This is a genomic window from Streptomyces sp. CA-288835, from assembly GCF_050936385.1.
Lineage (GTDB): Bacteria > Actinomycetota > Actinomycetes > Streptomycetales > Streptomycetaceae > Streptomyces.
Genome location: NZ_JBNJMW010000002.1, coordinates 66,574 through 86,193 on the forward strand (window position 1 = coordinate 66,574; position 19,620 = coordinate 86,193).

Consider the following 19,620-nt stretch of genomic DNA (forward strand, 5'->3'; position numbering starts at 1 on the left):
CGGGACCGCCTTGAGCGGAGGCGGTCCCGACGCGCCGAATCCGTGGGGACGGGATCGGCGCGAGGTCCCAGGTCCGGCGGTGGACCTTCCCCCAGTCCGCCGCCGGATCCGAGGACGCCACCGCGCTCTCTGAGGGTCCTGTCCGACATGCGGCCTACCCGACAGACTGCAGCCCATCGGACCGCCGGCCGCCGAGCCTCACCTTTCGTAGTCCTGTCCGCTTTTCCGCGTTCCGAAATTCCGTTGCCAGTTTCGAAGGGGCACCCCTATGTCCGAAACAGCCCGCAAGGCACCCAGCGTTCCCGACCCCAACCGCTGGCGAGCCCTCGCATTCATCTCGATCGCCCAGCTGATGGTCATCCTCGACGCGACCATCGTGAACATCGCCCTGCCCTCCGCTCAACAGGACCTGGGCATCTCGGACGGCAACCGCCAGTGGGTCATCACCGCCTACGCCCTCGCCTTCGGCGGTCTCCTCCTGTTCGGCGGCCGGATCGCCGACCTCTGGGGCCGCAAGCGCGCCTTCGTCATCGGTCTGGTGGGCTTCGGCGCGGCCTCCGCACTGGGCGGCGCCGCCACCAACGAGGCGATGATGTACAGCTCCCGTGCCCTGCAGGGCGTCTTCGGCGCCCTCCTCGCCCCCGCCGCTCTCTCCCTGCTCTCCGTGACGTTCACCGACGCCAAGGAGCGCGCCAGGGCGTTCGGCGTCTACAGCGCGATCTCCGGTGCCGGCGGCGCCGTCGGCCTGATCCTCGGCGGCGTCCTGACCGAATACCTGGACTGGCGCTGGACGTTCTTCGTGAACATCCCATTCGCCGCGATCGCCGCAGCCGGTGCGTACTTCGTCATCAGCGAGCCGGAAGGCGGGCGCAACCGCTCGCCGCTCGACATCCCCGGAGTGATCCTGTCCGCCCTCGGCCTGGTCGCGCTGGTCTACGGCTTCACCCGCGCCGAGTCCGACGGCTGGAGAGACTCCACGACCCTCGGCCTGTTCGTCGCCTCCGCGGTCCTGCTGCTCGCCTTCGTCATCACCGAGGCCAAGGTCAAGGCCCCGCTGCTGCCCCTGCGCGTGGTCACCGAACGCAACCGCGGCGGCGCCTTCCTCTCGTTCGGCCTCGCGAACATCGCGATCTACGGCCTGTTCCTCTTCCTCACCTACTACCTGCAGATCGTCAAGGGCTACTCGCCGATCAAGACCGGCTTCGCCTTCCTGCCGTTGGTTGTCGGCACGATGACCGGCGCGACCCAGATCGGCACCCGCCTGACGCCCCGCGTGCCGGCGCGGCTGCTGATCGGTCCCGGCTGCCTGGTCGCCGCGGCCGGCATGTTCCTGCTGACCCAACTGGAGGTCGGCTCCTCGTACGCCGGTCTCCTCCTGCCGACCCTACTGATCGTCGGCATCGGCCTGGGTACCGCGTTCATGCCCGCCATGTCCGTGGCCACGCACGGGGTGGAGTCGCGCGACGCCGGTGCCGCCTCCGCCATGGTCAACACCTCGCAGCAGCTGGGCGGCGCAATCGGCACGGCCTTGCTGAACACCGTCGCCGCCTCCGCCATGGCCTCGTACATCACAGACCACATCGCCACGGCCGCGACGAAGCCCCAGCAGCAACTGGTCCAGCTCCAGGGCATGGTGCACGGCTACGCCAACGCCGCCTGGGTCGCCGTCGGCATCGTGGCCGGCGCCGCCGTGATAGCGCTGGCTCTCATCAACGTCGGCCGCCCGAAGGCCGATTCGAGCACCGGCGAGGGACTCGAAGCCCAGGTACCGGTGATCGCACACTGACAATGCCCCCTCCCGAGCGGGCCCATGGTCCGCTCCGGCTCCTCCGCATCCGGAGCCGGGGCGGGCCTTCTTCGGTCCCGACAGCAGAGGGCGCTGGTGCCCGGCCTCACCATGGCCACCCCGAGCGAGTCCACGGTGGAAAACCTGCAGCCGCAGATCGAGTACAACTTCTACGGCGCCGTCACCGCCGCCCGCGCCGTATTGCCCGCCATGCGGGAGGCCGGAGCCGGGACCCTGCTGTTCACCACCGGCGGCGGCTCCATCAACCCCGTCCCCATGCTTGGCAACGTCAACGCCGCGGCCGGAGCACTGCGCAACTGGGTGCTCAACCTGCACAACGAACTGGCGGGGAGCGGCGTGTACGCCGCGCACGTGGCGATCAGCACCTGGATCGGTGACGACGGCCCCGAAGGCATCCCCGCAGCCACCCCCGACCAGATCGCACCCTTGTACTGGGACCTGCACGAGCGCCGCGACCAACCCGAGGCCGTCTTCACCGGCTGACTCACGCCGGCACTCCGTCCGCTGCCCACGGGCGGCGGACGTCGTTCTCGCGGTCGGCCCGAAGCTGCCGGTATGGGCTCGATATCCCAAGTCGGCGATGGTGGGCGGTTCGTGACGGTCGGAGGATACGCCTGCCGGCACGACTTCCGGTGATCATGGAGTGTCGAGTTCGCTGATCACCACAAACGGAAGACCGTGCCTGCTGCGCAGCGCAACGCGTCGGCCCCGCCCTACGGGCCGTACGACCCGCCGCCCGCCGGTTCAGCCCAGACCGTCGGCGCCGACCGGGACGGCGGATTCGTCGAGCAGGGCGTCGGTGACGGTACGGCGCAGTCATAGACCGTATCTCGCTCGCCGAGGTCGCCCGCCGCATCCAGGACGGTGTCCCGCCGTCCCTGCGCGGCCGGGTGTTCGCGGCGACCGCCGACCTGGCGGCGCTCGCGGGGTGGGTCAGCCACGACTGCGGCCGGTACGCCATCGCCCAACGCTTCTGGAGTTACGGCACGTACGCGGCCGGGGAAACGGGGCGGCGCGACCGCGGGGTGGAGATCGTCACCCGCATGTCGCACCAGATGATCTACCTCGGCCACCCGCAGGACGCCCCCGGCCTCCTCGGCGTCGCCGCGAAGAAGGCCACCCTGCCCGCGACGAGAGCGCTGGTCGCCTCGCAGACCGGCCGGGTGCACGCGGCCCTCGGCGACGAGCGGGAGGCCGACCGGTACCTCGGCGACGCCGACGGCCTCCTGGCGGACGGACTCGGCGACGACGTCCCCGAGTGGGTGAGCTACTTCGACGCGGCCGAGCATGCCGGCGCCCGCGCGGTCTCCGCCCGCGACCTCGCCGGACTCCACCGCGGCCGCCGAGTGGCGAGCGGCCATTTCGAGGACGCCCTGAAGCTGCGCAAGCCCGGCTCGACCGCGTGAAGGTCATGGACCGCGTCGGGCTCGCAGCCGCGCTGCTCGACGAGGGCGAGGCGGAGCGGGGAGCCGCCGCGGCGCACCAGGCGCTCGACGACGCGGCCCGCGTCGACTCCACCCTCGTGGCCTCCCGCCTCAACATGCTGCTGGAGGCGGCCCGGCCGTACGAGACCGCCGCGGTGCAGGACGTACGTACCAGGGCTCGGGATCTCGCCACCGCCCGTCCGACCACCATCGCGGCCTGAGACCATCGAACGCATGGGTAAGCACTCCCGACGCCTCCTTCGACGTAAGGAGTGCACCACGATCGCGGACAAGACCGCACCGCCCGCTCTGGACCTGCTGATGCGCGATTGATGGCGCCACGCGAACCGAGCGAATACGGCCGAGGGCAACGAGGCAGGCACCATACAATTTGGACGCGAACGATTGCGTTGCCCCATGCCTTCACAGGCGGCCCGAAGGGAGTGTGCCCGTGCCCGGCCATCGTTCCATCACCGAAGCCGAGAAACTGGCAGAGGCCAAGCTTGGCGGTATCCCCCTACGGCATGACCAGATGGCCGTCGTCGCCAACATCTATCGCGCCGCCTCGGCGGTGCGGCAGCACCTGGAGAATTCCGTGTTGCGGGGCGTCGACCTGACGTGGACTGCCTTCGTGGTTCTCTGGGTCATCTGGGTCTGGGGTGAGCCGGAAACGCGGCACGTGGCCGAGGAGGCTGGGATCTCCAAGGGCACGCTCACGGGGGTTGCCCGGACGCTGGAAAGGCGTGGGCTTGTACAGAGAGCCGATCACCCCACCGACGGCAGGCTGGTGCTGCTCAGCCTGACTGATCAAGGTGAGGAGCTGATGCGGCGCGTCTTTCCGGCGTTCAACGAGGAGGAAGCCTTCGTCACGGGGCAGCTCAGCGATGAGCAGTGCGGCATCGTCGCTGCCGGGCTGCGTCAGGTGGTGCTGCAGGTGGAGGAGAACGGTGAGACACGCCGCCAGGCTCTCCTGGGCGGTGCGGCCCCCGCGCCACGTCGTAGCGGCCGCCGCCGCAAGGCGTGAGCCCACACAGTCCCGGACCACCGCTCCCATAGGGGGTGCGCGGACGGAGAACCGACCGGCCAGTAGCCCCAGTCACAGCTCGAATCGCTCGCCCGGGAAGGTTCCCGGCAGTTTGGCAGGCGACAGCGGCACCTCGGTCCAGATGGTCTTGCCTGTTGACGTGTACCGGGTTCCCCAGCGTTGTGTCAGTTGCGCGACCAGGAACAGACCTCGGCCGCCCTCGTCTTCCATCGCCGCCCGCCGAAGGTGGGGCGAGGTGTGGCCGCCGTCGGAGACCTCGACGATGAGGCCGCGCTCCTGGATCAGCCGCAGACACACCGGAGCGTTGCCATAGCGGATCGCGTTGGTGACCAGCTCGCTGACGACGAGCTCGACGACGAACGACGCGGCTTCGTCGACTCCCCACGCGGCCAGCTGGTCGAGGGCCAGCGACCGGGCTCTTGCCACTTCTGCGGCGTCGCAGGCCATGTCCCACGTCGCCACCAGACTCTCGGCCAGGGCGTGGACGCGGAGCAGCAGCAGTGCGGCGTCGTCCTCGGGGGCTTGGGGCAGGAGCCTGGTGATGACCCTGTCGCAGATCCTGTCCAGTTGGCCGTTCCCGGGCCCGGAGAGTGCGGTGCAGAGAGATCGGATCCCTGCGTCGATGTCTGTCTGACGGTTTTCCACGAGTCCGTCGGTGTACAGAGCGAGCATGGCGCCTTCCTGCAGCTCGATGTCGGCGCATTCGAACGGCAGGCCGCCCAGGCCGAGGGGCGGTCCGGCGGGAAGGTCAACAAGCTCGGTGTGCCCGTCGGGGGTGACGAGTACGGGCGGCAGGTGGCCTGCCCGGGCCATGACGCAGTGCCGGGAGACCGGATCGTAGATCGCGTACAGGCAGGTGACGCCCAGTGCCTGGTCCTCGGCCTCGGCCTCGGCGGCACCGGAAGTCGGAATACCGGTCCGCGCCACGAGGTCGTCGAGACGGGCGAGCAGTTCGTCCGGCGCGAGGTCGAGCGCCGCCAGCGCCGCGACGGTGGTGCGCACCCGGCCCATGGTGGCGGCCGCGCCCATGCCGTGTCCGGCGACATCCCCCACCACCAGCCCGACGCGTGCCCCGGAGAGGGGGATGACGTCGTACCAGTCCCCGCCGACGCCGGCGTGTCCGGCCGCGGGCAGATAGCGGTGGGCGACTTCCACGCCCGGTTGTTCGGGCAGGGCGCGAGGGAGAAGATCACGCTGGAGCATGAGTGCGGTCGTATGTTCTCGGGTGTAGCGGCGGGCGTTGTCCAGGCAGACCGCGGTGCGCGAGACAAGTTCTTCGGCGAGCTGGATCTCCTCATGCTCGAAGGGGTCGGCGTGTTGGGGGCGCGCGAAGGCCGCCACGCCCAGGGTGGTGCCGCGGGCCTTGAGGGGAAGGGCGAGCACGTGGGTGGCCGCGTCGGTAGCCGGCGCGTTCTCGGCCAGGCACCGCAGGCTGACGGTGTCCAGTTCGTCGTACGCGGTGTCCTTGGCCGCGGCGTGATCGGTGCGCTGAGCTACCCGGCAGAGAGTGGGGTGGGTGCTGCCGTGTCGTGGTTCCTCCCCGCCCAGGACGGGTTCGAAGATGTCCACGATGACGGCCTCGGCGAATTCGGGGACCACGAGTTCCGCCAGTTCGCCGGCCGTATGCCGGATGTCCAGGGTTCTTCCGATACTGCCGCTCGCCCGGCTGAGCAGAGCGAGACGCTGCCGTGCCACATAGCGGTCGGTGATGTCGAGGCCGGCCTCACAGACTCCGATCGGTCGGCCTTCCTCGTCCTGAAGCCGGAAGTAGGAGCACGACCAGACGCGTTCATGATGGGGGGCCAGGAAAGTGGCGCTCCGGTACCGCACGTCGACCACGGGTGAGCCGGTGCGGGCCACGCGCTGGACAATTTCCTCGACACTTATGACCGGCCGGTCAGCCTCCTCCAGCACCTCGCCCTGCGGCAGAATGTCCTTCAGGAACCTTCCGGCTACCTCCTTGAGCGAGATTCCGAACTGCTTCTCGATCGCGGCGTTGACCCAGCGCACCCGGGCGTCCGTGTCGTAGATCACCAGCTGGACGGGCGATTCCCGGTCGAGTCCGTCAAGCATGGCCCGGCCGAGGGCCTCCCAGTGCGCCAGCTCGGAATCCACTGCCACCAGCAGCCACCCGGTCGCGCCCACCCCGAGGGCGAGCGGGGTGAGAGACAAGGACACGGGCACCGGGCGGCCGTCACCCCGGCGGACCGGCCGGGGGCCGAGCGACCATGCCGTACCACCGTCACCAGCGGCTGAGGAGATGCCGGCTCCCGTTTCGGTATCGGCCAGGACCGCGTCGGCGGACCGGCCGAGGACCTCCTCGGACGCCAGACCGAACAGCTCCTCGGCTTCCCTGCTCCACCCGGTGAACCGCAGGTGCCGGTCCAGCACTGCGGTCGCGCCGCCCGGCGTCGGCATGCCCGAGGAAGGCGTGCCGTGCGGCCGGACTCCCTGGTCATGCCCTGTGAAAATGCTCGTCATCGCCGCTCCTGAGGTTGGTGCAGGAGAGCTTCGGCTCATTCAATGTACCGTCGGACGCCCCCGGTGACGCCTGCGCGCGATAGGCCGCGAGAAGTCGGCGCAGGGCGTCGACACTCTCCTCGGTGCGGCCTGGTGCGCCGGACGTGACCTGGTGGAATACCAGGCCGTCCAGGGCCGCGAAGACGATCTCCGCCATGTCCTGCGACACGTCGAAGCAGGCCAGTGCCTCGCGGACGGCGTCGCGGTATGCGTCGTAGAGCACGTCTACGTGGTGCCGCAGCTCCGGCCGCCTGCTCGCTTCGAGCTTCAGTTCGTACTGGAACGCCTGGACGTCGGGGTCGGCCGCGATGAAGTCGGCCAGGGTCGCGGCGAAGTCCTCCAGTCTTCCGCTGGCGGGCACCAGCGAGGACGTCTCGATGCTGCGTGTGACGCACCACCGCAGCGCCTCTTCGAGGAGGACGTCGCGCGAACCGAAGTGGTGGGCGACCAGCCCGTGCGTGACGCCGGCTTCGGCGGCGACGGCACGGTAGGTCAGCTTCCGCAGGCCGCCCCGGGCCACCACCCTGACGGCCGCTTCCAGGAGCGCCTCCCGCCCTTCGCCGTAACCGGGCCGGGTGTCCTGGCCGGTCTCGCCGTCTGTCTCTGCCGCGGCGTTCACTCGCCCCTCCTTCTGTCTGCCGTCCCCGAAACTCAATCTATCCTATTGACAAGTTATCCAGGTGGATAGATTCTCGCTGCAGCGCACGCCCTCTATCCACTGGAGTCCCCATGGCCATCCCCGAAGGATTGAGCACCACGCCGTTCGCTCCCCGCTACGCGGACCGGGTCGAGGAGTGGATCGACGTCTACGGCAACGCCGTACCGCTGGCCATCGGTGATCCGGCCGAGGAGTACGAGGCCATCCGCACCGCCGTCGGGGCCTCCGAGTACTCGATGCTCTACAAGTGGCATGTCGAAGGTGAGAATGCCGTCGCCACCGTCGACGCCGTCTTCTCGCGCGGCGTCAAGGGGCTGGGCGCCGGACGCATCGCCTACGGGGTCGTGGTCGACGCCGACGGGATGATGCTGGACGACGTGACCGTGGCCGTCCTCGCGCCCGACCACGTCGTCGTCACCGGCGGCAACCCCGCCACCCTGCAGTCGCTGGCCGCTCACGCACCCGCCGGGACCACGGTCACCGAACGCCGCGACGAGTCCGCCGTCCTGACCCTGCAGGGCCCGCGCAGCCGCGACGTCCTCCAGCGCCTCACCCACGTCGACGTGTCAGGTGCCGCCTTCCCCTACTACACCTTCCTGCGCGACGCCCTCGTCGCGGGCATCCCCGCACAGGTGAGCCGACTCGGTTTCACCGCCGAGCTCGGCTACGAGATCCAGGTCCCGCGGGAGCAGGCGCTCGCGCTGTGGGACGCGGTCTTCGAGGCGGGCACGGATCTGGGGATCAAGGCCTTCGGCGCGATCGCCCTGCTGACCTGCCGCACCGAGGCCGGGATGATCATGGGGGAGCTGGAGTACGACCACACGGTCACCCCGTTCGAGTGCCGGATGGGCTGGGCGCTGGACTTCGACAAGGGCCCCTTCCAGGGCCGGGACGCGCTGCTGGCCAAAAAGGACAGCGTGACCGGCCGCGTCGTCAGTGTCGTCGTGGATACCGCGCCGGATACCGCCGAGGGCGCCCGGCTGGAACTGGAAGGCCGTGACATCGGCTACGTGACGATGGCGCTGCCCTCCCCCGTCCTCGACGGCGCCACCCTCGGTCTGGCCCGGGTGCACCGCGACGCCGTGAAGTCCGGCACCGCGCTGACCGCCGTCGCCGCCGACGGCTCGACGGCCGACGCCACGGTCAGGCCCACACCCGTGTACGACCCCGAGCGCGCCCGCGTGCGGGCCTGACCCGACGGAGATCCCGACGTGCAACGCTACATTCTCACGCTCCGCTGCCCCGACCAGCCGGGCATCGTCCACGCACTCGCCGCGGGCGTCGCGGAGGCCAAGGGCAACATCCTGGAGAGCGCCCAGTTCTCCGATCCCGGCACCGGCATCTTCACCATCCGTGTGAGCCTGGAGACACCCGACGCCGACACCGAGAGCCTGCGGGACGAACTCACCCTGCGGCTGGCCCGTTTCGACCCGGTTCTGACCGTCCGGCCCGAGGAGCAGCGCCGCCGGGTGCTGCTGATGGTGTCGAAGTTCGACCACTGCCTGGTCGACCTGCTCTACCGCTGGGGTTTGGGTGAACTGCCCGTCGACATCCCGCTGATCGTCTCCAACCACCCCGACCTGGCGCCGGTCGCGAAGCGGTACGGCATCCCCTTCGTCCACGTCCCCGTCACCCGCGACACCAAGCCCGAAGCGGAGGCCGAGCTGCTGCGGCTGGTGGCCGAGCACCGGGTCGACTTCGTGGTGCTCGCCCGTTACATGCAGGTCCTCTCCGACGACCTGTGCGGCAAGCTGTCCGGCCGGATCATCAACATCCATCACTCGTTCCTGCCAGGCTTCAAGGGCGCCAAGCCCTACCACCAGGCCCACGAGCGGGGCGTCAAACTCATCGGCGCCACCGCCCACCTCGTCACCGCCGACCTGGACGAGGGCCCGATCATCGAGCAGGACGTCGTCCGCGTCGGGCACCGCCACACCGCGCCCGAACTGGTCGCGATCGGCCGGGACGTCGAGCGGATCGTGCTGGCCCGCGCGGTCCGGCTGCACGCGGAGGACCGCGTCGTCCTCACCGGCTCCCGCACCGTCGTCTTCTCCTGACAGCCGCACCGAGAGGCTTATGTGACATGACCACCGCGACGCTGCTCGACGGGAAGGCCGCGGCAGCCGAGACCAAACGTGAACTCGCCGAGCGGGTGAAGGCGCTGAAGAGCCGGGGCATCGCCCCCGGGCTGGGCACCATCCTAGTCGGCGACGACCCGGCCAGCCGCTCCTACGTCGGCGGCAAACACCGCGACTGCGCCCAGGTCGGCATCGCGTCGATCCGGGTGGAGCTGCCCGCCACGGCGACTCACGCCGAGGTCGAGTCCGCCGTGCTCAAGCTCAACGCCGATCCGGCCTGCACCGGCTTCATCGTCCAGCTGCCGCTGCCGGCCCACATCGACACCCACGCCGTGCTGGAGCTCATCGACCCGGTCAAGGACGCCGACGGACTCCACCCCGCCAACCTGGGCCGACTCGTGCTGGGCATACCGGGGCCGCTGCCCTGCACCCCGCGCGGCATCATCGACCTGCTGCGGCGCAACCGCGTGCCCATCACCGGACAACAGTTCTGCGTCATCGGCTGCGGTATCACCGTGGGCCGCCCGCTCGGCCTGATGCTCACCCGCAGCACCGAGCACGCCACGGTGACCCTGTGCCACGAGGCCACCCAGGACACCGCTGCCCACACTCGCGTCGCCGACGTGGTGGTGGCCGCGGCCGGCGTGGCCCATCTGGTCAAGCCCGACTGGATCAAGCCGGGCGCCACCGTCCTGTCCGTGGGCATCACCCGGACCGTCGAGGGCATCCTCGGCGACGTCCACCCCGACGTCGACCAGGTCGCGGGCTCCCTCGCACCGCCGGTCGGCGGAGTGGGACCGATGACCCGTGCCATGCTGCTGACCAACATCGTCGAGGCGGCGGAGCTCGGCTGACCTCGCGTAGGGGGTGGGGGCTGGACCGCAAGGCCCTGCCCCCACGCCGTTGCGTGCGGCTGGAGAGCCTCACGCACGCCTACACGCGACCGGAGTAGTCGGTGTAACACTCCACCGGGTCCCCCTCATAGCTCCACGGCCAAGGCATCACCAGTCCGCCGACCGCAGAGAAGACCGGGCCGGCACCGCCGCTGCGGCCCGCCCGGATCAGGGCGTAAGCGAGCATTCCCAGGTCCGCGACGGCGGCCGCGTGACGCAGGTGACCAGGTTGCGGCCAGTGGGCCATGCCCTGGTCCAGCAGCCGTGCGGTGTGCGGCTGCGACCAGTACTGGCTCACGCCCAGCGCCTGGATTCCTCCACTGCTCCTTTCGCGGTGGTGCTGGCGCACAGCCGCGGTCAGGGGCAGGCATGCCGTCGGCGCGTCCCACGGCATGACCGCGATGGCGTCGTCGAGGAAGTCCCGCAGCGCGGCCTGGCTGCCCTGCTCCTCCGGGGAGAGGTAGCCCAGGATCTGCAGGTGCGCCTCCCGGTGCCATGGATCACGCGCGTGTATCTCGTGCCAGACGACCGAGAGTTCGGAGCTCGGCCGCTTCAGAAGCCGCAGCGCCACCAGCGCACCCACCCACGGGGTCGGATCGGCCGGGCGGGCATCGGCGGCGACGCGGCAGAGCGCCATGGCTCCACGCGGATCGGTCGCCAGTTCAGCCCAGGTGGCCAGCAGCAGGGCATCCGGGTCGCGGGGCCGGCGTTCGCGCCAGCCCCGGGCCAGCGCGGGTGCGGCCTGCGCGAGGACGCCGACACGGTGGCAGCGGCGGTCCCAGTCGTCACCGGTGGCCCGCAGGAGCCGCTCCACCTGGGCGATGGCGAGGTCCTGCGGTCCGGGGCCGCGGGCAGCGGCGATGCCTTTCAGCACCCGGCCCAGCACAACGTCGTCGAGTTCGGGGGCGAGGCGGGGTGCCTGTCGTTTGTGGCCGAAGAGAGCCATGTCTTTTTCAGTGTCTGTCGTGGGCGGCCTGGACCAGCGCGTCGAACAGGCCCTGCTGGACCGGGTCCTGGTCCGCGGTGTCCTCGGGGTGCCACTGCACCGCAATGAACCACCCCGGGTGTCCAGGCAGTTCGAGCCCCTCCACCGTGCCGTCGGCGGCCCGCGCGATGACCTTGAGCCCGGCACCGACGCGGTCGACGCGCTGGTGGTGGTAGCAGGAAGCCTCCGTCTTCTCTGCGCCGGTGGCCCGTTCGAGCAGGGTGCCGCGCTGGATCGCGACCGGGTGCACGATGTGCCGGTGTTCGCGGTCCGCGCCGCCCATGTCCTGTTCCAGGCTGCCGCCGAGGGCGACGTTCACCACCTGCAGCCCACGGCAGATCGCGAGCATGGGCAGGACCGAGTCCAGGGCCCGCCGGGCGACTTCGAGGTCGAACACGTCCTGGAGGTCGTCGACGTCGTAGACGCTGCCATGGGTGCCGGCGGCTCCGTAGCGGTACGGGGCCAGGTCTCCGCCGCCCGGGAGCAACACGCCGTCGAAGCGGGCGAGCCGCTCGGCCACGTCGGCTCCGGCCGGGTCGGCGGGGTGGATGCTCACCGGCTCGCCCCCAGCCCGCCACACGGCCTCGACCAGCGCGCGGGCGTTCACCTCGGCGGCGTAGCGCAGCGCGGACGTGGTGGCGGCGAACCGGGCCGGAATCGCGATCAGGGGTCGCGTGTGCGTACGGGTCACAGCTGGATCCAGGTGGTCTTCAGCTCGGTGTACTTCTCCATGGCGTGCGCGGACTTGTCGCGGCCGTTGCCCGACTGCTTCATGCCGCCGAAGGGGACGGTCAGGTCGCCCTCCTCGTAGCAGTTGACCCAGACCGTGCCGGCCTTCAGTGCGCGGGAGACCTGGTGGGCGGTGGACAGGTCGGAGGTCCACAGCCCCGCGGCGAGGCCGTACTCGGTGGCGTTGGCCAGCCGTACCGCCTCGTCCACGTCGTCGAAGGCGAGGACGGACAGGACGGGGCCGAAGATCTCTTCGCGGGCCAGCCGCATGCCGGGGTCGACCCGGTCGAACACGGTGGGCCGCAGGTAGCTGCCGCCGGTCTCGGCCAGGGCCCGGCCCCCGCCCACACGCAGCCTGGCACCCTCGTCCAGGCCGGAGGCGACATGCTCCAGGACCCTGCCGAGGTGGCTGTCGCCGACCAGTGCGCCCATCTCGGTGGCCGGATCGAGCGGGTCGCCCACCCGCAGCTCGCGCGCCCTCGCCACGACGGCCTCCGTGACCTGTTCGGCGATGGACGAGTGGACCAGCAGCCGGGAGGGCGCAGTGCACATCTCGCCCTGGTTGAAGAAGATGCCCCAGGCCGCGGTTGCCGCCGCCTTCTCCAGGTCCGGGGCGTCGGGCAGCACGATGTTCGGTGACTTGCCGCCGAGTTCGAGCCAGACGCGCTTGAGGTTGGAGTCGGCGGCGTAGCGCAGGAAGTGGCGGCCGACGGCGGTGGAGCCGGTGAAGGCCAGGACGTCGACGTCGGGGTGGAGGCCGAGCGCCCGGCCGGCCACCGGCCCGTCACCGGTGACGACGTTGAGGACGCCCGGCGGCAGTCCGGCGTCGGTGGCGACGCGGCCGAGCAGGAGGGCGGACAGCGGAGAGGACTCCGACGGCTTCAGGACGACCGTGCAGCCGGCGGCGAGCGCGGGAGCGACTTTCCAACTCGCCAACGTGAGCGGGAAGTTCCACGGCACGACGGCGCCGACGACACCTGTCGGCTCCCGGGTGACCAGAGCGAGCGAGTCCGGTGCGGTGTGGGGAGACTCGTCGGTGAGTTTGTCGGCGAGCTGCCCGTACCAGCGGAAGGTGTTGATCGCGGCGCGCAGCTCGATGGCGTACGCGTCCGTGATCGGTTTGCCCATCTCCAGGCTCACGGTCAGTGCCAGTTCCTCGCGCCGCTCTTCCAGCAGTTCGGCGATCCGCAGCAGGACCCGGCCGCGCTCGGCGGGCGCCAGCTGCGGCCACGGCCCTGTGTCGAAGGCGCGGCGCGCCGCCGCGACGGCGAGATCGACCTCCGCCTCCCGCGCGTCGGCGACCTGGACCAGACTCTGGCCGTCGCGAGGGGAGATCACGGCGAACGATGCACCGTCACCGGCTTCGTCCTTGCCGTCGATGTGGTGCTGCGTGGGCAGGTCGAGTTCCTTGGCGCGGCGCAGCAGTTCTTCATGGGTGGCGTTCAGCACGCGTTCTCCATCTCCGTTTCATCCATGTCATCCGATGACAGACGACTCACGCGTTCGACAAAGGCCCGATACGGCCGGGGCGCGGGCTCCGGCCGTATCGGTGAGGATCGCGGTGTTCAGTCGCTGGTCTCTGCCCTGGGCCGCGTCAGCCGGGCGGCGACGACGCCGAGGATCAGTACCACCGGAACGGTGGCCTGGAGCCATAGGGCCGTGGTCCGGTCGCCGCCGATGAGCGTCGTGAAGTTGGCGATGATGAGCCAGATGGCACCCGCGATGCCGAGCGCGCCCAGTACGGGGGCGATCAGGGTGTTCCAGGGGCGGGTGTCGGCGCCGGAGCGGCGGAAGTACACGATGACCGAGACCGAGGTCAGGAAGTACAGCAGCATGATGCCCAGGACGGCGACTCCGCTGAACCAGGAGAAGAGGGTCAGCACCGGGTCCTTGCCCAGGACCGCGAAGGGCACCACGAGCAGCACCGCTATCACGGTCTGCACGGTGCCCGCCACCCAGGGCGAGTGACGCCGGTTGATGGCGGTCAGGCCCTGCGGCAGGAGCCCTTCACGGCCGAGAGAGAACAGGTAGCGGTTGGCGGAGTTGTGGAAGGCCAGGAGGCCGGCGAACAGGGACGTGGCCAGCAGGATCGGCAGCACGTCGTTGACCCAGCCGCCGAACTGGGCGGCGATCGGCGCGAAGACGAAGGCCGCGGCGTCACCGCTCTCCAGGGCCTTGCCCGCATCGGCCGCGGCCTGGGACGCACCGTGCGCGGAGATGAGCATCCACGAGGTGAAGGCGAAGAAGCCGGTGATCACCACGACGGACAGGTAGGTGGCCCGGGGAACGGTCTTGCGAGGTTCACGGGCCTCCTCGCCGTAGATAGCGGTGGCCTCGAAGCCGAACATCGACGCCACGGCGAACATCAGCGCCACGCCGGGAGCACCCTGGAGCGCGACGGACGGCGAGAAGCTGTCCGTGAGGCCGAGCCCCTCGGGGCCGCCGCCCTGGAAGAGCGTCACGAGGGCGAAGACGATCAGGACGCTGAACTCCGCCAACACGAAGACAGCGAGGATCTTCGCGCCCATCTCGATGCCCGAGGCGCCGAGCACCTGGACGATCACCATGGTGACCAGGGCCCAGACCCACCACGCCACGTGGGCACCGGTGTGGTGCTCGACAAGGCCGCTCATGATGCTTCCGTACAACCCGTACATGCAGGCCTGCACGGCACAGTAGGAGAAGAGCGCGACCGCAGCACTGCCGGAGCCGGCCGAGCGGCCGAGTCCCTTGCCGATGTAGGTGTAGAAGGCGCCGGCGTCCACGACGTGGCGGCCCATGGCCACGAAGCCGACCGAGAACAGCAGGACGATGACGCCGGCCGCGAGATAGGCGGCCGGAGCGCCTGCACCGTTGCCGATGGCGATGGCGATCGGCACAGCGCCGGCGATGCCGGTCAGTGGCGCCTGGGCGGAGAGAACGAAGAAGAGGATGCCGAGGACACCGAGAGAGTTGGGCTTGAGTCTGCCTGCCATGGATGCATCATCAGCAGTCTGCGTGACGACCGCGGTCTGACTGTCCACTCGAATCACCTGCCGGGGACGGGGAGGGGCGGAGTTTGTTTTGGGCCAAACGAGTTGCCCCATGGTGGGCCGGAACTATCCGTTTGACAAGGGGTGTGGGGAGATCCTTTGCGCGGCGGCGGAGTTCTTACACGGTGGAAACCGGGGGACTCGCGGCACGTGCGACGGATTACGCGGTCACCCTCTCCACGCGCCGCATGACGTCCCGGCAGAAGGTTCCGATGCCGTTGGGGTCGTCGATGAACTGGTTCGGCTTGATGCAGAAGGTGGTGAAGCCGAGCTCCAGCTGCTCGGGAATGGAGGCAAGGCCGGTGCCGAGGTCGGCCGGTGAGCGGTCGTCGGGGAACACGGCCTGGGTGCCGCCGATCATCTCCAGGTCGGCGATGTCGCGTCCTGCTCCGGCCATGGCGTCCCCGAGCTGCCGCATGTCTTCGGGTGTGGGCCGTCCGAGCGGGTGGAAGCCGTGCCCGTACCGCACCAGCCGCCGCAGCAGCGGGCCGTGCATGCCCTGTCCTCCGAACCACAGCCGCGGGCCGTCAGGACGGCACGCCTTGGGCTCGAAGTAGACGTCCTGGAAGGGATAGTGCTCGCCGTCGTGGGAGACCGGGGACGGTCCCCAGGCCTTCGCCCAGATCTGAAGGTGCTCGTCCAGCAGCCGCCCGCGCTTTCCGAACGGCACGCCCAGGGCCGCGTACTCGTCCCTGCTCCAGCTCACCGTGGGCTGCACCACGAGGCGGCCCTCGCTGAGCAGGTCCAGGGTGCCGAGTTCGCGGGCGAGCAGCAGGGGATGGCGCAGCGGTGCGAGGACGGCCGCGGCGGCCAGCCGGAGGCGGGAGGTGACGGAGGCGATGGAGGCGAGCAGGAGCAGGGAGTTCGGCCAGGGGGTGTAGGGGTCCTGGTTGCCCGGGAGGGCGTAGTCGCGGGGGTTTCCCATGACACCGGCGGCCCCGGCGTCCGGTCCGAGCACGATGTGTTCGCTGACCATGACCGCGTCGAAGCCGGCGTCCTCGGCCTCGCGGGCCCACCGTACGGCGGTGGGCAGGTCCGCCCGGCCGCCGGTCAGCGTCCAGTTCTCGCTCAGGACGAGCAGCATGCGGGGAGGGGTGGGTGCGGGCACGGGTGGATGTCCTTCACTCGTGGGGATTGCGTCGAGGCTGCGTGCGGCTGGATGACGGCAGGGATGCCCGCCGCGTACTCCTGTGGCGGGCCCACGGCCGGACCGCTGTCGCCGGGGCCGTTCTCCGGTGGCCCGGCGCCATCGGTGACATGCCGCGTTTCCGTCTACTCGTGCACCGTGATGGCCTGGAGCGGACATACCTCGGCGGCCTCGTGCAGTTCCTCGGCGCTGTCCTCGTCCACGTCGGCCACGTAGACGTCGGTCGCCCTCGACCGCAGGGACAGGCGTCCGTCGTCGTCCAGCGCGAACAGACCGGGGGCCGCGTACACGCACTGGCCGTGGTCCTGGCACTTCTTGAGGTCGACTTCGACCTTCATGACGGCTCCTGTCTTTCTCGGTTCTCGGAGAGGTCGGGGGATCAGAGGAAACGGACGGGGAGGCGGGTGATCGTGCGCAGGAACTCGGTGTGGGCGTAGGCGGGTTCACCGGCCAGCTCGACACCGGAGAAACGGTTGACGATCGAGCTGAAGACGATGTCGGCCTCGGAGCGGGCCAGGATCTGGCCGGCGCAGCCGTGCATGCCGGAGCCGAAGGCCAGGTGCTGGCCGGCGGCGACCGGCCGGGTGTGGTCGAAGGTGTCGGGGTCGGCGAAGACCTCCGGGTCGCGGTTGGCCGAGGCGATGAGCAGGGCCAGCGCCTCTCCGGCCGGTACCGTGGTGTCGCCGATGGCCGTGTCCTGCGTGGTCAGGCGCACCACCATCGACTCGGGCGTGTCGATCCGCAGGATCTCGTTGATGATGCCCGGTCGTGCCTCCGGCTCGTCCCGGTAGGCGGTGAACAGCCCGGGCTGCTGCGTCATCAGCCAGATGCCGTGGTTGATCAGGTGCTTGACGTCGAGGTGGCCCACGGCGAAGAACAGCAGGATGGTGTAGACGACCTCCTCCTCGGTCATCCTGCCCTCGTCCTGCGCGGCGATGAAGGCGTCGATCAGGCCCTCGCCGGGATGGGCTCGTTTGTCGGCCACGAGCCGGCGGATGTGCTCGGCGTACCAGGCGAACGCCTCTGTGGTGGCGCGGGCCTCGTCGTCGTTGCAGCCGGGGCCGAGGCTCAGCCCGATCTCGTAGGTCTTGCGCTGGATGGTGTCCATCTCGGTCGGCTCGATGCCGAAGATGTGACAGGTGGTGTCGAAGGTGCACTTCAGGGAGAGGCCGTCGGCCGCGTCCAGGGTGCCGTCACCCTTCTCCACCTCGTCGAGCACAGCCTCCACGGCGGCACGCATCACCTTGGACCACTCCTCGACCGCCTTGGGTGTGAACCAGCGGTTGGTGATCCGCCGCAGCCTCGTGTGGTCGGGGGCGTCCTTGCCGAGCATGGTGTGGTGGATCGGGGTGGCCGGCCCGAAGTCGAGCTGTTGCGCGCTCAGGGTGGGGTTGCGGATCAGCCGGGCGACGTCCTCGTAGCGGGAGACGACGTACAGGCCGACCGGATGCCTGTAGACAGGGTGCTCCTGCCGCAGCCGCGCGTAGTACGGGTACGGGTCCGCACGGAAGCCGGGGTCACGGAAGGGCAGCAGATCCTCGATGGCGGACGCGGGTCCGGCCGTGGTGACGGTCATGTCGTGACGCTCCTCGTATCGGGCGCGAGGCGGAGGGAACTGGGGAGGAGAAGAGGAGGGCGACCAGTGGGCCCTGCACCACCGAGAATTATCCACACGGATAATTTCGTCAATGCTTCGCGCGCACGTAATCAACTCTTTACGCCGCCGGAAACAGGCGAGTCCCCGCCGCTGGCGACGGGGACTCGTCCTGACCTGCTGTTACGGCAGGGGTTACGACATGGCGGCTACTCTGCGCCTTCACGCTGCCGGGTCAGCAGTGACCGCAGCTCCTTCAGCGCGGCCTCGGTGACGTCCGGCTCGTCGAGGACCAGCTGGTGCAGTACGAGACCCTCCAGAGCGGCGAAGACGAGCCGGGTCAGGGCAGGGCTGGTGCCGTCGGGCAGGCTGCGGGACAGCTCCCTCTCCGTGGCCTCGAAGTACTCCTCGTACAGCGCGCGGATCTGCGGCAGCAGCTCGGGCCTGCGCCGGGACTCGAGCATGAGCTCGTACTGGAACATCTGCATGGCCGGCTCGCGGGTGACCATGTCCGCCAGTCCCGCCGCGAAGTCCGCGATGTCGCCCGTGCCGGGTTCCAGGGAGCTCGTGCGCGCGCTGGTGCGTACCGCGTGTTCGAGGGCTGCCTCGATCAGTGCGTCCCGCGAACCGAAGTGGTGCACCACGAGCCCGTGCGTGACACCCGCCTCCTCCGCGACGGCACGATAGGTGAGCTTCCGCAGCCCTCCCCGGGCCACCACGCGCACGGCCGCATTGAGCAGGGCCTCACGGCCGGTCCCGTAGTCCACGCGCTTGCGGGGCCTGGCGGGGGGCTTCTCGGAGGAATCGCTCATGAACGCGACCCTACCCGCGCGTCGCGACCGGCAGACCGCCCAGGGGCGTCATCGCTTCGGCGGACGGATGCCGCGGAACTCCCAGTCGCCACCGAGCGCGGTGGACAGCACCTCCTCCGATTCGGTGGGCTGGGCGCCGACGTCGGTGCGGATGGAGGTGGGGCCGGTGACGATGTGGTTGGTGAGGCGGCCCAGGCCCTCGACCTCGACCTCGACGATGTCGCCCGGCTGTACGGGGCGGGAGTTGGCGGGGGTGCCGGACAGCAGGACGTCGCCGGGGTACAGGGTGATGGTGCGGGCGATGTCGGCGACGAGATAGTGCATGTCCCACTTCATCTCGTCGGTCGAACCGTCCTGGACCACCTTTCCATTGACGTAGGTGCGCAGGCTCTTGCCGTTGAAGTTCCAGTCGGTGACCAGGCCGGGGCCGAGCGGGCACAGCGTGTCGGAGCCCTTGACCCGGAGCATGGAGCCGGCGTCGGTGTCGCGGAAGTCGTGCAGGCCGTAGTCGTTGGCCACGGTGTATCCGGCGATGTACTCGCCCGCTTCGGCCGGGGAGATGTTCCGCGCGGTCTTTCCGATGACGATGGCCACCTCGCCCTCGTAGTTGAGCCACTTGCAGCCCTCGGGGCGGACGATCGCGCCCTGGTGGGAGTTGAGGGCCGAGGTCGGCTTGTGGAAGTAGGTGGGCGTGTCGGGGAGGTCGATATCGAACTCGTCGACACGGCTGCGGTGGTTGAGATGGACCGCGATGACCTTGGAGGGGACGACCGGGGGGAGGTGCTGGGCGTCCTCGGTCTTGACGCGGCGGCCGTCCGCGGCGACGAGTTCGTCACCGTCGACGGTGACCTGGACGGCGGCGCCGTCGAGGAGGATGCGGCGGTATTCGGGCATGG

The 19,620-nt window shown here is 69.9% G+C and carries 20 protein-coding genes; 9 read left to right on the forward strand and 11 right to left on the reverse strand.

Features of this window, described 5'->3' with window-relative positions:
• Nucleotides 1-268: 268 nt before the first annotated feature.
• The 6 genes from ACQEVY_RS41225 to ACQEVY_RS41250 all read left to right on the forward strand — a co-directional run bounded on the left by ACQEVY_RS41225 (nucleotide 269) and on the right by ACQEVY_RS41250 (nucleotide 4,255).
• Nucleotides 269-1,786, forward strand: coding sequence for an MFS transporter (locus tag ACQEVY_RS41225; protein ID WP_432955733.1), 1,518 nt, complete (start codon nucleotides 269-271; stop codon nucleotides 1,784-1,786).
• 111 nt (nucleotides 1,787-1,897) lie between these two features.
• On the forward strand, nucleotides 1,898-2,290 hold the full coding sequence (locus ACQEVY_RS41230; RefSeq protein ID WP_165269960.1) for an SDR family NAD(P)-dependent oxidoreductase: 393 nt from the start codon (nucleotides 1,898-1,900) through the stop codon (nucleotides 2,288-2,290).
• Between the two features lie 195 nt (nucleotides 2,291-2,485).
• On the forward strand, nucleotides 2,486-2,629 hold the full coding sequence (locus tag ACQEVY_RS41235) for a hypothetical protein (RefSeq protein ID WP_165269958.1): 144 nt from the start codon (nucleotides 2,486-2,488) through the stop codon (nucleotides 2,627-2,629).
• Nucleotides 2,630-2,697: 68 nt separating this feature from the next.
• Nucleotides 2,698-3,213, forward strand: a complete 516-nt coding sequence (locus ACQEVY_RS41240) for a hypothetical protein (protein ID WP_432955735.1) — start codon at nucleotides 2,698-2,700, stop codon at nucleotides 3,211-3,213.
• A complete protein-coding gene (locus tag ACQEVY_RS41245; protein WP_241267588.1) occupies nucleotides 3,210-3,452 on the forward strand; it encodes a hypothetical protein in 243 nt (80 codons plus the stop codon). Before ACQEVY_RS41240 ends, ACQEVY_RS41245 begins: the two co-directional genes overlap by 4 nt.
• A gap of 230 nt (nucleotides 3,453-3,682) precedes the next feature.
• Entirely contained in the window at nucleotides 3,683-4,255 is a 573-nt protein-coding gene (locus ACQEVY_RS41250) for a MarR family winged helix-turn-helix transcriptional regulator (protein ID WP_069757829.1), read from the forward strand.
• Nucleotides 4,256-4,327: 72 nt separating this feature from the next.
• Here ACQEVY_RS41250 and ACQEVY_RS41255 read toward each other — a convergent pair whose 3' ends face one another.
• Both ACQEVY_RS41255 and ACQEVY_RS41260 read right to left on the reverse strand, forming a co-directional pair.
• On the reverse strand, nucleotides 4,328-6,757 hold the full coding sequence (locus tag ACQEVY_RS41255) for a SpoIIE family protein phosphatase (protein WP_432955737.1): 2,430 nt from the start codon (nucleotides 6,755-6,757) through the stop codon (nucleotides 4,328-4,330).
• On the reverse strand, nucleotides 6,732-7,415 hold the full coding sequence (locus ACQEVY_RS41260) for a TetR/AcrR family transcriptional regulator (RefSeq protein ID WP_432955739.1): 684 nt from the start codon (nucleotides 7,413-7,415) through the stop codon (nucleotides 6,732-6,734). Before ACQEVY_RS41260 ends, ACQEVY_RS41255 begins: the two co-directional genes overlap by 26 nt.
• Nucleotides 7,416-7,525: 110 nt before the next feature.
• Here ACQEVY_RS41260 and ACQEVY_RS41265 point away from each other — a divergent pair, with 110 nt between their 5' ends.
• The 3 genes from ACQEVY_RS41265 to ACQEVY_RS41275 are packed head-to-tail and all read left to right on the forward strand — an operon-like array spanning nucleotide 7,526 to nucleotide 10,386.
• Entirely contained in the window at nucleotides 7,526-8,647 is a 1,122-nt protein-coding gene (locus ACQEVY_RS41265; RefSeq protein WP_432955741.1) for an aminomethyltransferase family protein, read from the forward strand.
• Between the two features lie 18 nt (nucleotides 8,648-8,665).
• Nucleotides 8,666-9,511, forward strand: a complete 846-nt coding sequence (gene purU, locus ACQEVY_RS41270; protein ID WP_266529768.1) for a formyltetrahydrofolate deformylase — start codon at nucleotides 8,666-8,668, stop codon at nucleotides 9,509-9,511.
• A gap of 26 nt (nucleotides 9,512-9,537) precedes the next feature.
• On the forward strand, nucleotides 9,538-10,386 hold the full coding sequence (locus tag ACQEVY_RS41275) for a bifunctional methylenetetrahydrofolate dehydrogenase/methenyltetrahydrofolate cyclohydrolase (RefSeq protein WP_386350788.1): 849 nt from the start codon (nucleotides 9,538-9,540) through the stop codon (nucleotides 10,384-10,386).
• A 79-nt stretch (nucleotides 10,387-10,465) separates the two neighbouring features.
• On the opposite strand, the gene ACQEVY_RS41280 is transcribed toward ACQEVY_RS41275, so the two are convergent.
• The 9 genes from ACQEVY_RS41280 to ACQEVY_RS41320 form a co-directional block, all read right to left on the reverse strand.
• The gene (locus tag ACQEVY_RS41280) at nucleotides 10,466-11,371 is read right to left on the reverse strand and encodes a hypothetical protein (protein WP_432955743.1); all 906 of its coding nucleotides are present in this window, start codon (nucleotides 11,369-11,371) and stop codon (nucleotides 10,466-10,468) included.
• A gap of 7 nt (nucleotides 11,372-11,378) precedes the next feature.
• Nucleotides 11,379-12,101, reverse strand: a complete 723-nt coding sequence (locus ACQEVY_RS41285) for a gamma-glutamyl-gamma-aminobutyrate hydrolase family protein (RefSeq protein WP_432955744.1) — start codon at nucleotides 12,099-12,101, stop codon at nucleotides 11,379-11,381.
• Nucleotides 12,098-13,588, reverse strand: coding sequence for an aldehyde dehydrogenase (locus ACQEVY_RS41290; RefSeq protein ID WP_432955745.1), 1,491 nt, complete (start codon nucleotides 13,586-13,588; stop codon nucleotides 12,098-12,100). The genes ACQEVY_RS41285 and ACQEVY_RS41290 overlap by 4 nt, the downstream gene beginning before the upstream one ends.
• Before the next feature lie 116 nt (nucleotides 13,589-13,704).
• Entirely contained in the window at nucleotides 13,705-15,162 is a 1,458-nt protein-coding gene (locus tag ACQEVY_RS41295; protein ID WP_386350778.1) for an APC family permease, read from the reverse strand.
• A 169-nt stretch (nucleotides 15,163-15,331) separates the two neighbouring features.
• Nucleotides 15,332-16,255, reverse strand: coding sequence for a TIGR03619 family F420-dependent LLM class oxidoreductase (locus ACQEVY_RS41300; RefSeq protein ID WP_432955754.1), 924 nt, complete (start codon nucleotides 16,253-16,255; stop codon nucleotides 15,332-15,334).
• A 188-nt stretch (nucleotides 16,256-16,443) separates the two neighbouring features.
• Complete coding sequence (locus ACQEVY_RS41305; RefSeq protein WP_069757840.1) at nucleotides 16,444-16,656, reverse strand: ferredoxin; 213 nt, start codon at nucleotides 16,654-16,656, stop codon at nucleotides 16,444-16,446.
• A 41-nt stretch (nucleotides 16,657-16,697) separates the two neighbouring features.
• The gene (locus tag ACQEVY_RS41310) at nucleotides 16,698-17,894 is read right to left on the reverse strand and encodes a cytochrome P450 (RefSeq protein ID WP_386350774.1); all 1,197 of its coding nucleotides are present in this window, start codon (nucleotides 17,892-17,894) and stop codon (nucleotides 16,698-16,700) included.
• A 227-nt stretch (nucleotides 17,895-18,121) separates the two neighbouring features.
• On the reverse strand, nucleotides 18,122-18,724 hold the full coding sequence (locus ACQEVY_RS41315; protein ID WP_069757842.1) for a TetR/AcrR family transcriptional regulator: 603 nt from the start codon (nucleotides 18,722-18,724) through the stop codon (nucleotides 18,122-18,124).
• A gap of 48 nt (nucleotides 18,725-18,772) precedes the next feature.
• Nucleotides 18,773-19,618: a fumarylacetoacetate hydrolase family protein gene (locus tag ACQEVY_RS41320; protein WP_359438134.1), complete on the reverse strand. Its 846-nt coding sequence runs from the start codon at nucleotides 19,616-19,618 to the stop codon at nucleotides 18,773-18,775.
• Nucleotides 19,619-19,620 lie beyond the last annotated feature (2 nt).